At 66.0% G+C, this 16306-nt stretch carries 17 protein-coding genes; 10 read left to right on the top strand and 7 right to left on the bottom strand.

Features of this window, described 5'->3' with window-relative positions; translation table 11 throughout:
* Nucleotides 1–174: 174 nt before the first annotated feature.
* Genes L5G33_RS00775 through L5G33_RS00800 form a run of 6 tightly spaced genes read right to left on the bottom strand, consistent with a single transcriptional unit; the run spans nt 175 to nt 8629 of the window.
* Nucleotides 175–558, bottom strand: a complete 384-nt coding sequence (locus L5G33_RS00775) for a cupin domain-containing protein (protein WP_236996235.1) — start codon at nt 556–558, stop codon at nt 175–177.
* Complete coding sequence (locus tag L5G33_RS00780; RefSeq protein WP_236996236.1) at nt 555–1814, bottom strand: MFS transporter; 1260 nt, start codon at nt 1812–1814, stop codon at nt 555–557. Before L5G33_RS00780 ends, L5G33_RS00775 begins: the two co-directional genes overlap by 4 nt.
* Nucleotides 1814–2560 carry a respiratory nitrate reductase subunit gamma gene (gene narI / locus L5G33_RS00785; RefSeq protein ID WP_236996237.1) on the bottom strand — a complete coding sequence of 249 codons (747 nt, stop codon included), beginning with the start codon at nt 2558–2560 and terminating at the stop codon, nt 1814–1816. The genes L5G33_RS00780 and narI overlap by 1 nt, the downstream gene beginning before the upstream one ends.
* Entirely contained in the window at nt 2557–3234 is a 678-nt protein-coding gene (narJ, locus tag L5G33_RS00790) for a nitrate reductase molybdenum cofactor assembly chaperone (RefSeq protein WP_236996238.1), read from the bottom strand. Before narJ ends, narI begins: the two co-directional genes overlap by 4 nt.
* Nucleotides 3231–4904: a nitrate reductase subunit beta gene (gene narH, locus L5G33_RS00795; protein ID WP_236996239.1), complete on the bottom strand. Its 1674-nt coding sequence runs from the start codon at nt 4902–4904 to the stop codon at nt 3231–3233. The genes narJ and narH overlap by 4 nt, the downstream gene beginning before the upstream one ends.
* Nucleotides 4904–8629, bottom strand: a complete 3726-nt coding sequence (locus L5G33_RS00800; protein WP_236996240.1) for a nitrate reductase subunit alpha — start codon at nt 8627–8629, stop codon at nt 4904–4906. Before L5G33_RS00800 ends, narH begins: the two co-directional genes overlap by 1 nt.
* A gap of 327 nt (nt 8630–8956) precedes the next feature.
* On the opposite strand from L5G33_RS00800, the gene rpsH reads away from it, so the two are divergent.
* The 10 genes from rpsH to L5G33_RS00850 all read left to right on the top strand — a co-directional run bounded on the left by rpsH (nt 8957) and on the right by L5G33_RS00850 (nt 15095).
* Nucleotides 8957–9355, top strand: a complete 399-nt coding sequence (gene rpsH, locus L5G33_RS00805; RefSeq protein WP_236996241.1) for a 30S ribosomal protein S8 — start codon at nt 8957–8959, stop codon at nt 9353–9355.
* 14 nt (nt 9356–9369) lie between these two features.
* Nucleotides 9370–9906, top strand: coding sequence for a 50S ribosomal protein L6 (gene rplF, locus L5G33_RS00810; RefSeq protein ID WP_236996242.1), 537 nt, complete (start codon nt 9370–9372; stop codon nt 9904–9906).
* Nucleotides 9907–9908: 2 nt separating this feature from the next.
* Nucleotides 9909–10319: a 50S ribosomal protein L18 gene (gene rplR, locus L5G33_RS00815; RefSeq protein WP_236996243.1), complete on the top strand. Its 411-nt coding sequence runs from the start codon at nt 9909–9911 to the stop codon at nt 10317–10319.
* Between the two features lie 37 nt (nt 10320–10356).
* The gene (gene rpsE / locus L5G33_RS00820; RefSeq protein ID WP_236996244.1) at nt 10357–11007 is read left to right on the top strand and encodes a 30S ribosomal protein S5; all 651 of its coding nucleotides are present in this window, start codon (nt 10357–10359) and stop codon (nt 11005–11007) included.
* Between the two features lie 3 nt (nt 11008–11010).
* Nucleotides 11011–11190 carry a 50S ribosomal protein L30 gene (gene rpmD, locus L5G33_RS00825; protein ID WP_161897451.1) on the top strand — a complete coding sequence of 60 codons (180 nt, stop codon included), beginning with the start codon at nt 11011–11013 and terminating at the stop codon, nt 11188–11190.
* Between the two features lie 3 nt (nt 11191–11193).
* Entirely contained in the window at nt 11194–11634 is a 441-nt protein-coding gene (gene rplO / locus L5G33_RS00830; RefSeq protein ID WP_236996245.1) for a 50S ribosomal protein L15, read from the top strand.
* Between the two features lie 206 nt (nt 11635–11840).
* Nucleotides 11841–13172 carry a preprotein translocase subunit SecY gene (secY, locus tag L5G33_RS00835; RefSeq protein ID WP_236996246.1) on the top strand — a complete coding sequence of 444 codons (1332 nt, stop codon included), beginning with the start codon at nt 11841–11843 and terminating at the stop codon, nt 13170–13172.
* Complete coding sequence (locus L5G33_RS00840; RefSeq protein WP_236996247.1) at nt 13169–13717, top strand: adenylate kinase; 549 nt, start codon at nt 13169–13171, stop codon at nt 13715–13717. Before secY ends, L5G33_RS00840 begins: the two co-directional genes overlap by 4 nt.
* A gap of 8 nt (nt 13718–13725) precedes the next feature.
* On the top strand, nt 13726–14520 hold the full coding sequence (map, locus tag L5G33_RS00845) for a type I methionyl aminopeptidase (RefSeq protein ID WP_236996248.1): 795 nt from the start codon (nt 13726–13728) through the stop codon (nt 14518–14520).
* A 98-nt stretch (nt 14521–14618) separates the two neighbouring features.
* Nucleotides 14619–15095: an Rv0361 family membrane protein gene (locus L5G33_RS00850; protein WP_236996249.1), complete on the top strand. Its 477-nt coding sequence runs from the start codon at nt 14619–14621 to the stop codon at nt 15093–15095.
* On the opposite strand, the gene L5G33_RS00855 is transcribed toward L5G33_RS00850, so the two are convergent.
* A complete protein-coding gene (locus L5G33_RS00855) occupies nt 15079–16296 on the bottom strand; it encodes a glycosyltransferase 87 family protein (RefSeq protein ID WP_236996250.1) in 1218 nt (405 codons plus the stop codon). The genes L5G33_RS00850 and L5G33_RS00855 overlap by 17 nt on opposite strands.
* Between the last annotated feature and the right edge of the window lie 10 nt (nt 16297–16306).

The raw sequence follows: 16306 nt of genomic DNA on the forward strand, positions 1-16306 counted from the left end.
CTCGCGTCGCTGGCCGCGGTGTTCGACCGGAAGACCGCCCAGCTGCGGGACTGGGTCGAGGCGAGCGCGGCGGCCGGGCGACGGGTGTACGGCTATGCGGCGGCCTCCCGGGGCTTGCGGGGCCTGGCGTCGAGGAGTGTGGGGCGACCTACACCGCTCAGGGCTTGCGTTGGTCTATCGGCGAGTGTGTGCGCTGTCCGGTGTAGGTTTACGCCCGTCCCTCGTGGTGCCGCGCAGCGCGACGGTCAGCATCACGGCCGAGTCTTCGTCTGCCATCAGCCCGTGCCGCACGTTCGGGATGTCGATGAGATCGCCCGCCGTGCCGTGCCATTCGCCGTCGGCGGTGGTGAGTCGGACGGTGCCGCGCAGCACCTGGAGAGTGGCCTCGCCCGGACTCTCGTGATCCGACAGTCCGTTGCCTGCGGCCAATGCGATGACCGTGTGCCGCAGCGTGTGCTCGGCGTGGCCGCGGACGGTGCGCGCCGACCGGCCCGAACTCGCCTCGCGCGCCTCGGACATCAGCTCGTCGACAACGGCGGGCAGCGATACCGAACTCATGACTTCTCCACTCTCGGTTCCTTGACTCTCGATTCCGCCGCAGACTCGGAGGCACTGCGCCCGATGCCGAACACGGTGAACAGGCAGGCGGCTGCGGCGAACGCGACCAGGAGTGCGAGGCCGATCGTGTACGAGTGGCCTGCCTCGTCGTAGGTCGCTCCCATGACCAGCGGCGGGAAGAATCCGCCGAGGCCGCCCGCGGCGCCGACGAGACCGGTGACGGCGCCGACCCGCGCAGCGGGCGACGCGGTCGCGACCCAGGCGAACACCGAACCGGATCCGAGTCCCATCATGATGGCCATGCCGATGAAGTCGACGGCGGCCAGACCCGATCCGGTCGACGGCTTGGTGATCATCCAGACCGCGAGCAGGGCGGCGCCGCCGCAGGAGATCGCGGTGATCAGCCGGGCGCCGAACTTGTCCGACAGCGCGCCGCCGATGGGGCGGGCGATGACCGCGGCGATTGCGAACCCGGCCGTCCTGGTGCCGGCCGACGTCGGATCGGTGATCTCGTAGACGTCGTTCAGATAGGTCGGCAGGTAGGTGGAGAAGGCGACGAAGCCCCCGAACGCCGCGGCGTATAGGAACGACATCTGCCAGGTGATCGGCAGCTTCAACGCGCTGATCAGCTTCGGGAAGCCGGGCTCGGTGCTCGGCACGAACGACGGCGCGTCACGCATCCACGCCCAGCAGATGCCTGCCACCACGACGAGCGCCACCGCGATGATGATGTGCGTCGCGGTGTACCCGAACCAGTTCACGAACCGAGGGGTGAAGAATGCGGACAGGGCGGTGCCGCCCATGCCCGCACCGAACACGCCCGTCGCGAGACCTCGCCGAGACGGCTCGAACCAGTTGTTGACGAACGGGATACCCGCCGCGAACGTCGTGCCGCCGATGCCGAGGAAGAAGCCGATCACGATCATCATCGGATACGAGCCGAGGTTGCTGGCGACGGCGATGAGGACGACGAACGGTGCGGTCAGCACCAGCAGCGCGGGGAACATGACCCGTCCGCCGTACTTCGGGGTGAGGACGCCGACCACGATCCGCCCGAGGGAACCGACGAGGATGGGGACGGCAACGAGGACCGATTTCTGGCTCGCCGACAGGTCTAACGTCTCGGTGTAGTACTTGCTGAGCGGTCCGACGAGGTTCCACGCCCAGAAGCTGATCGCGAACGCTGCCGTCGCCAGAACGAGGTTACGGGTCTGCCCGGTGACCGAGGCAGGGGCGGAAACGCCGGGTGCGGTCATCAGTCTCGATCCTTCACTCCGATGGGCGACCAGCCGCGGCGCGGCGGCGCGTTGCCCGGAGCGGGCCGGTCGTCGCGACTGCGGTAGACGATGTAGGGGCGGAACAGGTAGTGCAGCGGTGCGGTGAAGATGTGCACCAGTCGGGTGAACGGCACCAGGATGAACATGCACATGCCGATGACGACGTGAATGTGGAATCGCAGGGGCGCGGCCTCCATCGCGGAGATGTCCGGCTGCAGGGCGAAGATCGACCGGAACCACGGGGAGACGGTCACGCGGTAGTTCACCCCGTGCCCGTGCGGGTCGATCATTCCGACCAGCGTGATGTAGCTGCCCGCGAGTAGAGCGGCCAGCAGGACCGCGTACATGAGTTTGTCGTTCCGGGTGGTCGCCATGAACACCGGGCCGACGGTCCGACGCCGGTAGACCAGAAGGGAGACGCCGACGAGGGTGGCGACTGCGGCGATGATTCCGCCGACGGCGGCCACCCAGTGATAGAAGGTCTCGCTGATGCCGATGGCAGCCGTCCACGATTCGGGGATCACCAGTCCGATCACATGCCCGGCGATCACCATCAGGATCCCGTAGTGGAACAGCGGCGATCCGAAGCGCAGGAGACGAGATTCGTAGAGCTCCGACGATCGGGTCGTCCACCCGAACTTGTCGTAGCGGTACCGCCAGATAGTCCCGCCGATCACGGCGATCAACGCCAGGTAGGGGAGGACGCCCCACAGGAAGATGCTCATCGTAGGGCTCCCGCCTCGGCTCCGGTGTGCAGGGGAAGTAGTCGTGGGTCGAACGGTTCGAGTCCGACGGACTCCACTTCGGGGCGGTGCCCGCGCATCGCGATCGCCGACGCACGGTCCGGCGGCGACTCGCCCGGCAGCGTCGCGCACACAGCGGCGAGCACATGCGCGTACGGGGACGCCTTGTCGAGCAGCGAGAAGCGGATCAACTCGAGGGCGCCGCGGTGCTCGGCAAGGAGCGTGCCGCCGCGCTCCGGGTCGACGCGTGCCGCGAACTCCAAGATCACCGGGAGATAGTCGGGCAGCTCGCCGCGCAGTTTGACGGCGAAGCCGGAGTCTCGATACACGCGTTTGATGGCGGCGAGAGTCTCGCCGCGCCGCCGGGTGTCACCGTCGGTCCAATAGGTCAGGAACAACGTCTGTCTGCCGGAGAGGTCGAACACGTCGACATAGTCGTGGGTCAGGTGCGCCGGATCGGTCTCCGACAGGTGGTCGAGGAACGACGTCAGCAGGGCGCTCGCCTCGGTCTGCGGCGCCTCGGCCAGGCCTGCGCGCAACATGCCGATCTTGCTGAGGAGATCGTCGTCCGGGTAGGCGAGGCACCAGGAGGCGACGAGACGCACGACGCGGTGGTCGGCGGCGATCGATCGTTCGGACCGTAGACGCAGCCTCATTGCGACGCCTTCCTCTCCGGGTAGAGCCCGTCGGGGACACCGTTGCCGTCCCAGTTCAACAGGTTGGTGCGCCCGCGCAGTGCCGCGTCTCCCGCTGCACCCTCGCTGGTCTGACGTTCCTGCAAGGCGTGGAACGTCTCGACCGACACCGGGGTCGGCCGGCCGCTGGCCTCGCCGAACGCGCCGGAGTCGTACATTCCGGGACCGCCGTCGTAGTCGAGCGAACACGCGAGCTCCTCGAGTTCGCTGGCGCGCTCGTGTTGTTCGGTGTGCGCGGTCGGGATGACGTATCGGTCGTGATATTTGGCGATCGCCAGGAGACGGTACATCTCGTACATCGTCTCCTCGGACATGCCGACCGACGCCGGGATCGACGCGTCCGGTTCGCGGCCCAGATTGATGTCGCGCATGTACGAGCGCATCGCCGCCAACGTCCGCAGCACGTGCGCGACCTTGTCGGTGTCGCCTGCCGTGAACAGTTCGGCGAGGTATTCGAGCGGGATCCGCAGCGCGTCGATCGCACCGAACAGCGTGCCTGCCGCCTCGCCGTCGTGCCCCTGCTCGGTGAGGAGGTCGACGATCGGCGAGAGTGGCGGCACGTACCAGACCATCGGCATCGTCCGATACTCCGGATGCAGCGGCAGCGCGATCCGATACTTCTTAGCCAGCGCGTACACCGGTGAGCGTCGAGCCGCGTCGAGCCATCCGTCGGTGATGCCCGCGGCGCGCGCCTGGCGAATCACCTCCGGGTCCTGCGGATCGAGCATCAGATCGAGTTGTGCCTCGTACAGGTCGGTGTCGTTCTCGACGGACGCGGCCTCGGTGACGCGGTCGGCGTCGTAGAGGACCAGGCCGATGTAGCGCAGACGTCCCACACAGGTCTCCGCGCAGACCGTCGGTTGCCCGACCTCGATGCGCGGATAGCAGAACGTGCACTTCTCGGCTTTGCCGGACCGGTGGTTGAAGTAGATCTTCTTGTACGGGCAACCGGTGACGCACTGCCGCCAGCCGCGGCACCGGTCCTGGTCGACCAGGACGATCCCGTCCTCGGACCGCTTGTAGATGGCGCCAGACGGACAGGAGGCCATGCACGACGGGTTGAGGCAGTGCTCGCAGATCCGCGGGAGGTAGAACATGAACGTCTGCTCGTAGGAGAACTTGATCTGCGCCTCCGACTCGGCGCGCAGCTTCGCGATGATCGGGTCGAGTTCGGCGGCCTCCGGTCCGCCTCCGAGGTTGTCGTCCCAGTTCGCCGACCACGTGACCTTCGTGTCCTTGCCGGTGATGAGCGACTTCGGTCGGGCGACGGGGAAGTCGTCGCCCAGCGGAGCATTGATGAGTTTCTCGTAGTCGTAGGTCCACGGCTCGTAGTAGTCGTGCAACGTCGGCTGGACGGGACTGTGGAAGATGGTGAGCAGCTTCTGCAGCCGTCCGCCCGCGCGCAATCGCAGCCGGCCTCGCCCATCGAGCTTCCACCCGCCGCGCCACCGTTCCTGGTCCTCGTATTGCCGCGGATACCCCTGCCCGGGGCGTGTCTCCACATTGTTGAACCAGACGTATTCGGTGCCCGCCCGGTTGGTCCACGCCTGCTTACAGGTGACCGAACAGGTGTGGCAGCCGATGCACTTGTCGAGATTCATCACCATCGCGACCTGCGCCATGACTCGCATCAGTACGTGACCTCCTGGCTGCGTTTACGGATTGTCGAGACCATGTCCCGCTGATTTCCCGTCGGACCGAGATAGTTGAACGCGTACGACAGTTGCGCGTACCCGCCGATCAGGTGTGACGGCTTGACCAGCAGTCGCGTCGCCGAGTTGTGAATGCCGCCGCGTCGGCCAGTGGCCTCCGACTTGGGGACGTCGATGGTGCGTTCCTGCGCGTGGTGCACGTAGCAGACGCCTTCGGGCATCCGGTGGCTGACGACGGCGCGCGCGACGAACACGCCGTTGGCGTTGACGCATTCGATCCAGTCGTTGTCCTTCACGTCGATCGACTCCGCGTCCTCCGCCGACATCCAGCACGTCGGGCCGCCGCGGGAGAGCGACAGCATCAACAGGTTGTCCTGGTATTCGGAGTGGATCGACCACTTGTTGTGCGGGGTCAGGTAGCGGACGGTGATCTCCTTCTCACCGTTGGCTCCGAGCTTCGGTTCGCCGAACAGACGGTGCATGTCGAGGGGCGGCCGGTAGATCGGCAGGGATTCGCCGATGTCGATCATCCAGTCGTGGTCGAGGTAGAAGTGCATGCGTCCGGTGAGCGTGTGGAACGGCTTGTCGCGTTCGATGTTGACGGTGAACGGGGCGTACCGTCGCCCGCCGGTCTCCGACCCCGACCATTCCGGCGAGGTGATCACCGGGACCGGTCCGGCCTGTGTGTCGGGGAACGTGATCCGCTTCTCCTCCGAGCCGGAGGCGAGGTCGACGAGCGTCTTACCGACACGTCTCTCCAATTTCTCGAAGCCGTCGACGGCGAGCGCGCCGTTCGTCGTCCCGGAGAACGTCAGGATCGCTTCGGCGAGCTTCTCGTCGGTTTCGATCGCGGGCCTGCCGGCGCCTGCACCGGACTGCATCACACCGTTCTTGGCGGCCAGGCGCGGAATCTGCGAGGCGATGTCGTAGTTGACGTTCTTGACGGTGAAACCGAGTGTGTCCGCCAACGGTCCGACCGTCGCCAACTTGTCGGCGATCGCCGTGTAGTCGCGTTCGACCACCGCGAACGTCGGCATGTTGACGCCCGGCTTTCCGGGGTTGCCTTCCTCGCGCCAGTCGACGACGCGGCCGTGCGGTTGCGCAGTCTCACCGGGGGTGTCGTGCTGGACGGGCGTGCTGACCAGGTCGTGGCGGGTCCCCAGGTGGGTCTTCGCCAGGTGGGAGAGCTTTTCGGCGAGCAGGTGGAACAGTTCGAAGTCGCTCTTGGCCTCCCACGGCGGGTCGATCGCCGGGGTGAAGGCGTGCACGAACGGATGCATGTCGGTGGAACTGAGATCGTGCTTCTCGTACCAGGTGGCCGCGGGCAGCACGATGTCCGAGAGCAGGGTCGTGCTCGTCATGCGGAAGTCCGCCGACAGCATCAGGTCGAGCTTGCCCTCGGGTGCGGTGTCGTGCCAGGCGACGCTCGACGGCCGCGGCGTCTGCGGGTCTTCGGAACCGAGCACGTTGTGGTGGGTGCCGAGGAGATGTCGCAGGAAGTACTCGTTGCCCTTCGCCGACGACCCGAGCAGATTCGACCGCCACAGCGCCAGGGTGCGCGGCCAGTTCTCGGGAGCGTCGACGTCGCTGATCGCGGGAGTGAGTCCGCCGTCGCGCAACTTCTCCGCCACATACGACGCGGCGTCCGGGGCGTCACCCGCGGCGACGGCGGCCTGCGCGTCGTCGGCGACATCGAGCGGATTCGCGGTGAACTGCGGATAGAACGGCATCCACCCGAGCGCCGCCGACTGGGCGATCGCGTCGGCGGTGTGCTCGTGGTCGAGCGTGCCCTGCGAGAGCGGGGACGCCAGCGCCGACGTCGAGTAGCCGTCGCCCCGCCACTGGTCGGTGTGCATGTACCAGTACGAGGTGCCGGGCTGGGTGCGCGGTGGACGCGACCAGTCGAGGCCGTTGGCGAGGGAGATCCAGCCGGTCATCGGACGGCACTTCTCCTGGCCGACGTAGTGCGCCCAACCGCCGCCGTTCCGGCCCATGCTGCCGGTCAACAACAGCATCGCGAGGATCGCGCGGTAGGTCGCGTCGCCGTGGAACCACTGGCAGATGCCGGCGCCCATGATGATCATCGAGCGTCCGCCCGACTCGCGGGCGTTGGTCGCGAACTCGCGGGCCACCCGGATCGCGGTGTCGGCGGGCACCGACGTGATCGCCTCCTGCCAGGCGGGGGTGTATTGCACGGACGCGTCGTCGTAGCCGGTGGGCCAGACACCGGGTAGTCCGTCGCGTTGCACGCCGTATTGGGCGAGCATCAGGTCGAACACCGTCGTGACGAGGTGTCCGTGGATGCGGCGGGTCGGCACACCGCGGACGATGACGCTTCCGCTGCCGTCGGGGGCGTCGAATGCTGGGAAGCTCACTTCGCGCGGCTCGTGGTCGCCGTCGTAGAGGCTGAGCGCGGGGACGACGTCGCCGAGGTCGAGGTTCCATTTGCCTGCGCCGGATTCGGCGTACCGGAACCCCAGCGATCCGTTCGGGGCGACGGGGGTGTCGGTGACCGAGTCGAGGACAACCGGTTTCCACTGCTCCTCGGCGCCAGGTGCGTCGTCTGGGCCGTCGGTCGGTGCGCCGTCGAGTTCGTCGGCTGTCACGAACTTGCCTGCGACGAGGGTGCCGTCGCGCTCGTCGAGGCGGATCAGGAACGGCAGGTCGGTGTACTTGCGCGAGTAGTCGGCGAAGAACGGGGTCTGCCCGTCGACGTAGAACTCGCGCATGATCACGTGCCCCATCGCCATGGCGAGGGCGGCGTCGGTGCCCGCCTGGGCGGGGAGCCATTCGTCGGCGAACTTCGTGTTGTCGGCGTAGTCGGGTGAGACGGTGACGACCTTGGTGCCCCGGTACCGTGCCTCGGCCATCCAGTGCGCATCGGGAGTGCGGGTCACCGGGACGTTGGAGCCCCACATCATCAGGTACGACGCGTCCCACCAGTCGCCGGACTCGGGCACGTCGGTCTGGTCGCCGAACACTTGCGGGCTCGCGACGGGAAGGTCGGCGTACCAGTCGTAGAACGACGTCATGACGCCGCCGATCAACTGGACGAACCGGGTGCCGACGCAATGGCTCACGATCGACATCGCGGGGATCGGGGAGAAGCCGGAGCAACGGTCGGGCCCGTACGTCTTGATGGTGTGCACGTGGGCCGCGGCGGCGATCTCGATCGCCTCGTCCCAGGTGACCCGGACCAGTCCGCCCTTGCCGCGCGCCTGCTGATAGGAGCGACGCCGCATCGGATCGTTCACGACGTCGGCCCACGCGAGGACCGGGTCGCCGCCTACCTTCTTCTTGGCCTCCCGGAACATCTCGACGAGGACGCCCCGTGCGTACGGGTGCCGCACTCGGGTCGGGGAGTACGTGTACCAGGAGAATGCGGCGCCGCGCGGGCAGCCGCGTGGCTCGTACTCGGGGCGGTCGGGACCGACCGACGGATAGTCGGTCTCCTGTGTCTCCCACGTGATGATGCCGTCTTTGACGTATACCTTCCACGAACACGATCCGGTGCAGTTGACGCCGTGCGTCGACCGGACGATCTTGTCGTGGCTCCACCGATCCCGGTAGAAGACATCGCCCTTGCGGCCACCGTCGCGGAACACGGCGCGACCGTCGTCGCTCTCATCCCATTTAGTGAAGAAGTTGCCGACGTCGAGTAGGGCTTGCGCCGCCGGGCCTTGCACGCTGTGAGACTCCCGCATGGGTCGGACTCTATGCCTGAAATGCCGCCAGAACCGGCGTTCTCGCGACATTCGGGACCTTCGTGCGACAGCGTCCCAGCTCCTCGTCCGACTGCCCGATTTGGTCCTCGCCAGCGAGTTCCCTACACTAGACCAGTTGCCTGGGTGAAGTGTGCCCCCGGGACTTACAACTTCATAGCTCGCGGGTGCCGGTGAAAAGCCAATGGCATCAGCGGGGGAGAACAATGCACAACTATCCACTTCGTGGAAGGCCCACCGGCGCATCATGCGAGAAATCGCAGGTCACCGCTGTATGGGAACCGCTACGAGAAAGGTTGACGGTCAACCATGACCATGACTGACCCGATCGCAGACTTTCTGACACGTCTGCGCAACGCCAACTCGGCGTTTCACGACGAGGTAAGCCTCCCGTCGTCGAAGATCAAGGTGAACATCGCCGAGATCCTCAAGCGCGAGGGCTACATCACCGACTTCAGCGTCGAAGACGCAGAGGTCGGCAAGAAGCTCGTCGTCACCCTGAAGTACGGCCCGAGCCGGGAGCGCAGCATCGCTGGTCTCCGTCGCGTCTCGAAGCCGGGCCTCCGGGTGTACGCGAAGTCCACCAACTTGCCCAAGGTCCTGGGCGGCCTCGGCGTGGCCATCATCTCCACGTCGTCCGGTCTGCTCACTGATCGCCAGGCAGCCAACCAGGGCGTGGGCGGCGAAGTCCTCGCCTTCGTCTGGTAGGGGAGCGTAGAAAAATGTCGCGTATTGGTAAGAATCCCATCGAAATCCCGGCCGGCGTCGACGTCAACATCGACGGCCAGGACGTGAAGGTCAAGGGCCCGAAGGGCGAACTGAGCCTCACTGTCTCCGAGCCGATCGAGGTGACGAAGGAAGAGAGTTCCATCGTCGTCACCCGCCCGAACGACGAGCGTCGCAGCCGTGCCCTGCACGGACTGAGCCGTACCCTCGTCAACAACCTGGTGGTTGGCGTGACCCAGGGCTACACCACGAAGATGGAAATCTTCGGTGTCGGCTACCGCGTCCAGGCCAAGGGCAAGGACCTCGAGTTCGCCCTCGGCTACAGCCACCCCGTGCCGATCGAGGCACCGGAAGGCATCACCTTCGCCGTCGAATCGCCCACCAAGTTCTCGATCTCGGGCATCGACAAGCAGCAAGTCGGCCAGATCTCGGCGAACATCCGCCGTCTGCGTCGCCCCGACCCGTACAAGGGCAAGGGCGTGCGTTACGAGGGTGAGCAGATCCGCCGCAAGGTCGGAAAGACGGGTAAGTAGACATGTCTGAAACAACTCAAACGACCGCCAAAGCACGCAAGCCCCTCGGCAAGGACGTGTCGACGCGCCGTCGCACCGCGACGAACCGCCGTCACTTCCGTCTGCGCAAGCACATCGCCGGCACGGCAGAGCGTCCGCGCCTGGCCGTCAAGCGCAGCAGCCGTCACATCCACGTGCAGGTCATCGACGATCTGACCGGTCGCACGCTGGCAGCAGCCAGCACCATCGAAGCTGACGTTCGCGCAGCCGGTGGCGACAAGTCGGCACAGGCCAGCAAGGTCGGCGAGCTCGTCGCCGCCCGCGCCAAGGCTGCAGGCATCGACGCTGTGGTCTTCGACCGCGGCGGCAAGGCGTACCACGGCCGCATCGCGGCACTGGCCGACGCCGCCCGCGAGGGAGGCCTGAAGTTCTGATGATGATCAACAAGACCAACACTGGAGGGGACATCTGATGCCCGGACGTCAGCGTGATGGCGGCAACGGACCCGCCGGAAATAGCAACAACACCAACAGCAACGAGCGCGGCCGCGGCCGCGGCGACCGTCGCGACAACCGCGGAGGGCGTGACCGCGAAGAGCGGAACCAGCTCGAGCGCGTTGTCACGATCAACCGCGTGTCCAAGGTCGTCAAGGGCGGTCGACGCTTCAGCTTCACCGCTCTCGTCGTCGTCGGCGACGGCCAGGGCATGGTCGGCGTCGGCTACGGCAAGGCCAAGGAAGTTCCCGCAGCGATCCAGAAGGGCGTCGAAGAGGCTCGCAAGAACTTCTTCCGCGTCCCGCTGATCGCGGGCACCGTCACCCACCCCGTTCAGGGTGAGGCGGCTGCCGGTGTCGTCATGCTGCGCCCGGCCAGCTCGGGTACCGGTGTGATCGCCGGTGGCGCCGTCCGCGCCGTCCTCGAGTGCGCAGGCGTCAGCGACGTCCTGGCGAAGAGCCTCGGCTCGGACAACGCGATCAACGTCGTTCACGCGACGGTCGCCGCCCTGAAGATGCTGCAGCAGCCCGAAGAGGTCGCTGCTCGTCGCGGACTGACCGTCGAAGAGGTCACCCCCGCCGGGATGCTGCGCGCACGCGCTGCTGCCGCAGCGAACAAGGGAGCATAAGCCATGGCTGAACTGAAGATCACCCAGATCAAGGGCACCATCGGTACCAAGAAGAACCAGCGTGACAGCCTGCGCACCCTTGGACTCAAGGGCATCCGCAAGACCGTCACCCGCGAGGACACGCCGATCAACCGCGGTCTCATCAACGTGGTGCGGCACCTCGTGACAGTCGAAGAGGTTTAAGTCATGACCATCAAGCTGCACCACCTTCGCCCCGCACCGGGCGCGAAGACCGAAAAGACCCGCGTGGGTCGCGGTGAGGGCTCGAAGGGTAAGACCGCGGGTCGCGGCACCAAGGGCACCAAGGCTCGTAAGAATGTGCCTGCCGGCTTCGAAGGCGGCCAGATGCCCATTCACATGCGTCTGCCGAAGCTCAAGGGCTTCACCAACCGCAACCGCGTGGAGTACCAGGTCGTCAACGTCGGCGACATCGCCAAGCTGTTCCCGGAGGGTGGCGCCATCGGCGTCACCGAACTCGTGGCAGCAGGCGCAGTCCGCAAGAACCGTCTCGTGAAGGTTCTCGGCAACGGCGAACTGAACGTCAAGGTCGACGTGACCGCTGACAAGTTCACCGGCTCCGCCAAAGAGAAGATCGCCGCCGCAGGCGGCACCGCCACCGAGCAGTAAGACTTGGTGCACATCTGATCACCCGGTCAGGCGAGCGTAAAACGGACACATCGTGTTCGCGACCCGCTCGCCTGACCGGCTGTGGTTGGACGACTGTTAGAGTTCGTAGGGGCATCCTGACGACGGGGTGCCCGGAATCTTTCGAGCGTGATCGCCGAGAATGCTGGCCAGCGGTCCGCATACTCAGGTGCTTATAGGAGGACTTGGTGCTTTCCCCCCTCGTGGCGACCTTCCGGACGCCCGACCTGAGGAAGAAGATCTTCTACGTCCTCGGAATCCTCGTCCTGTACCGCCTGGGCGCGACGATGCCGTCGCCGGGCGTGAACTTCAAAGAGATCGATCGATGCGTCGAAGCCGCCAGCCAAGGCGACTCCGGTCAGATCTACTCGCTGATCAACATGTTCTCCGGCGGCGCACTGCTGCAGCTGTCGGTGTTCGCGATCGGCATCATGCCGTACATCACGGCCAGCATTATCGTTCAGCTGCTCACCGTTGTCATTCCGCGGTTCGAGCAGCTGCGTAAGGAAGGCCAGTCCGGCCAGACCAAGATGACGCAGTACACGCGTTACCTGACCTTGGCGCTCGCCCTCCTGCAGTCCACCGGCATCGTCGCGCTCGCCGCCAGCGGCAACCTGCTGCCGACGACCGGAGCAGACTGCAACTCCCAGGAGATCATCTCCGACCGGTCGATCTTCGGCCTCATCATCATCGTGCTCGTCATGACCGCAGGCGCCATGCTCGTCATGTGGTTCGGCGAGATCATCACTGAACGCGGCATCGGCAACGGCATGTCGATCCTGATCTTCGCGGGCATCGCGGCACGCCTCCCGTCCGAAGGCCGCACCATCCTGCAGTCGCGCGGCGGACTCGCGTTCGGCCTCGTGGTCGTCGCCGTCCTGATCATCCTCGTCGCCGTCGTGTTCATCGAGCAGGGCATGAGACGGATCCCCGTCCAATACGCCAAGCGTATGGTCGGCCGCAAGATGTACGGCGGATCGTCGACCTACATGCCGATCAAGGTGAACACCGCAGGCGTCATCCCGGTGATCTTCGCGTCGTCGCTGCTGTACATCCCGCAGCTGATCCTGCAGATCACCAACCAGAACAACACCGATGTCTCCGGCTGGCAGGTGTGGATGCAGGACAACCTGATCAACCCGTCCAGCTGGTTCCACATTGTGGTCTACTTCCTGCTGATCATGTTCTTCACGTTCTTCTACGTGGCCGTCACGTTCAACCCCGAAGAGCGCGCAGACGACATGAAGCGCTACGGCGGCTTCATCCCCGGCATCCGACCGGGACGTCCGACCGCCGAATACCTGGGCTATGTGCTCAACCGGATCACCTTGCCGGGATCGCTGTACCTCGGCATCATCTCGATCCTCCCGAACCTGTTCATGGACCTTGGTGGCAGCAGTGCGCAGAACATTCCGTTCGGCGGCACGGCGTTGCTGATCATCGTGGCCGTCGGCCTCGACACCATCAAGCAGGTGAACAGCCAGTTGATGCAACGCAAGTACGAAGGATTCCTGAAATGAGACTCGTCATCCTCGGTCCTCCCGGAGCAGGCAAGGGCACGCAGGCAGAGCTGCTGTCGGAAGCGGTAGGCATTCCGCACATCTCGACCGGAGACCTGTTCCGGGCGAACATCTCGCAGGGCACCCCGATCGGTGTCGAGGCAAAGAAGTTCCTCGACGCAGGAAACCTCGTGCCGCCGGAGATCACCATCAACATGGTGCGTGAACGCCTCGCCGAGCCGGATGCCGTGAAAGGCTTCATTCTGGACGGCTTCCCCCGCTCCACCGAGCAGGCGATCGCGCTCGAAGGAATCCTCGACGACCTCGGCACCAAGCTTGACGGTGTCTTGTCGTTCGAGGTGGACGCTGATGTCGTCGTCGAACGCATGCTGGCCCGTGGCCGCGCCGACGACACCGAAGACGTCATCCGCAACCGAATGTCGGTGTACGACGCCGAGACCGCTCCGCTGCTCGACCACTATGCGGGCACCGTCAAGAGCATCGACGCCGTCGGCGAGTTGGCCGAGGTCCATCAGCGCGTCATGTCGGCGCTCGGCAAGGCCTGACCCGGCCCGTGGGATTCCGTAAACCCAAAGCTGTGCCGTTCCGTTCGGCCGGTGAACTCGACGCGATGGCGGCCGCAGGCGAGATCGTCGGCGCCGCCCTCGTCGCGGTCCGTGCGGCCGCACGCGTCGGCGTCAGCACCCTCGATCTCGACGAGGTCGCCGAAACCGTGATCCGCGAGGCCGGCGCGGTCCCGTCGTTCAAGGGCTATCACGGTTTCCCCGGTTCGATCTGCACGTCGGTGAACGAGGTCGTCGTACACGGAATCCCATCCGGAGATGTGGTGCTCGCCGACCACGACCTCGTCTCCATCGACTGCGGAGCCGTCTACGACGGGTGGCACGGCGACTCGGCGTGGACGTTCGGCATCGGTGACCTGTCGACTGCCGACCACGAACTCAACGAAGCCACCCGACTGTCGATGGAAGCCGGGATCGCGGCCATGGTCCCCGGCGGACGCCTCACCGACGTGTCTGCCGCCATCGAAGCCGGGACGCATGCGGCCGCAACGAAGTTCGGCAGGCGCTTCGGCATCGTCGCAGGCTACGGCGGACACGGTATCGGGCGCGAGATGCATATGGAACCGTTCCTGCCCAACGAGGGCAAAGCCAATCGCGGTCCGCGCCTCGTCGTGGGGTCGACGCTCGCCATCGAACCGATGCTGACCCTCGGCACTGAGGACACCACCGAACTCGACGACGGGTGGACCGTCGTCACCGACGACGGAACCCGTGCCTCGCACTGGGAGCACACCGTCGCGGTCACCGAGAACGGTCCGCGGATCCTCACCGTCCGACCCAGCTGACCCGAGCCCGGCCTGATTCATCCGACGATCGCGTCGCCGCACGAGAATGTGCGACGGCGCGATCGTCGTCTGCCGGGCGGAGTACGCTGTCTCACACCATGACGACGCAACCGAGTGAGCCCGCCACCGCACGATCCCCAGAGGATGGGCCCGCAGAGGATCGGTATCGTCGGCTGGCCGCCATCGGGATCGTCGTCGTCTGCGTGGTCGCGGTGATCGTAGGCGGTGTGTTCGCCTACCGTGCGGTGAGTTCCGCAGACCCCAAGACCGACACCGAACTCGTCGACGAACAGGCCAGAGGTTACCTCGACGACATCTCGCACGCCGATCTGCGCAGCGCGTCGACACGCATGTGCCAGGCGCTCGGATCGGTGGTCAGCGGAACCGGAAACATCCCCGACCTCCCGTCGAGCGACAGTTCCGCACGCGACGGCGAGACCGTCGTCGACGACATCTCGATCACCGGCGACACCGCTACCGTCGACGCATCGCTGCGCTACGGCTCGACGTCGGTGCCGACCCCGATGACGCTGCGGCGCGAGAGCGACGGCTGGTGCATCACGGACGTCGGCTGAGGACGTCCCACGTCCGGGGACTGCGCGACGCGCCGACGGCCAGCACGGCGGCTGTGAAGATCACATAGGACGCACCGATGATCTGCTGCCACCAGGACCATTGCAACTCGACGTCGTTGCTGCCGGGCAACAACCAGTGCGGCCCGATGAAGAACATGATGAACGCCGTTCCGGTCGCCGCGACGAACCAGCGGTCGCTATGGCCCTCGACGATCGCGTTCCCGGCGATGACGAGTGCCGGAACGAACCACACCCAGTGATGTGACCAGCTGATCGGCGAGATGAGGAGGATCGCCGCTGAGTTGACGACCAACGCGGTCGCCAGGCGGCGTTCGACGAGCAGCCGGTGCATCCACACGGCGGCGAGGATCACGACCACCGCCGACAGCGCCAGCCACAACAGGGTCGCCGCGGTCTCACTCAACCCGAGGCGGTAGACCAGACCTTTCCACGACTGGTTGCCCGCGAAGTACGGGGCGCCGATCCGGCCGGTCTCGCTCAACTTGTGGAACCAGTATTCGCGGGAGTCGTCGGGCATCACGAGCCAGGCGACACCGACCGAGACGATCGTCGACACGATGGTCGTCGCGAACGCCCGCCAGTCGCGTCGAATCAGGAACAGCAGCAGGAACCCGGCTGGCGTCAGCTTGATCGCCACCGTGATCCCGATGAGGATGCCGCGCGGCCACCTCTCGCAGCGGTTCAACAAGTCAAAGGCGACCGCGGCCATCAGTAGAGCGTTGACCTGGCCGTATCCGAGCGTCCCGCGGACCGGCTCGGTGTACTCGGCGACGGCGACGACGGCGAGAACGATCGCCAGTCTGGTGCCGCGGTCCATCGACGGCCTGATCCGGTCGAGGACGAGCCACACGGTGAGGCCGATCGCAGCGAGCGAGAGCGCGAACATGAGCGAGACTGCCACGTTTTCGGGGAGAGCGGCCAACGGCGTGAAGACGACGGCGGCGAGAGGCGGATACGTGAACGGGAGGTGGACCTCGCCGTTCTGCAACGCGGGAAGCGGCCCGTACACCCCGTTGCCGTCGAGCAGGGCCTGGGCGCCGAGCCGATACACCAGGAGGTCTACGTGACCGTGCCATGCGTGGAACGCGACGCCAAGCGCGGTCGTGACTGTCAACAACGCGGCGGCGGCTCCGACTAGTACGGCGGGCGAGCGGTCACGGAGGGTCAACGACGATGGCACCGCGCAAGAA

Origin of the sequence: Gordonia liuliyuniae, from assembly GCF_021738805.1 — a bacterium.
GTDB classification, from domain to species: domain Bacteria; phylum Actinomycetota; class Actinomycetes; order Mycobacteriales; family Mycobacteriaceae; genus Gordonia; species Gordonia liuliyuniae.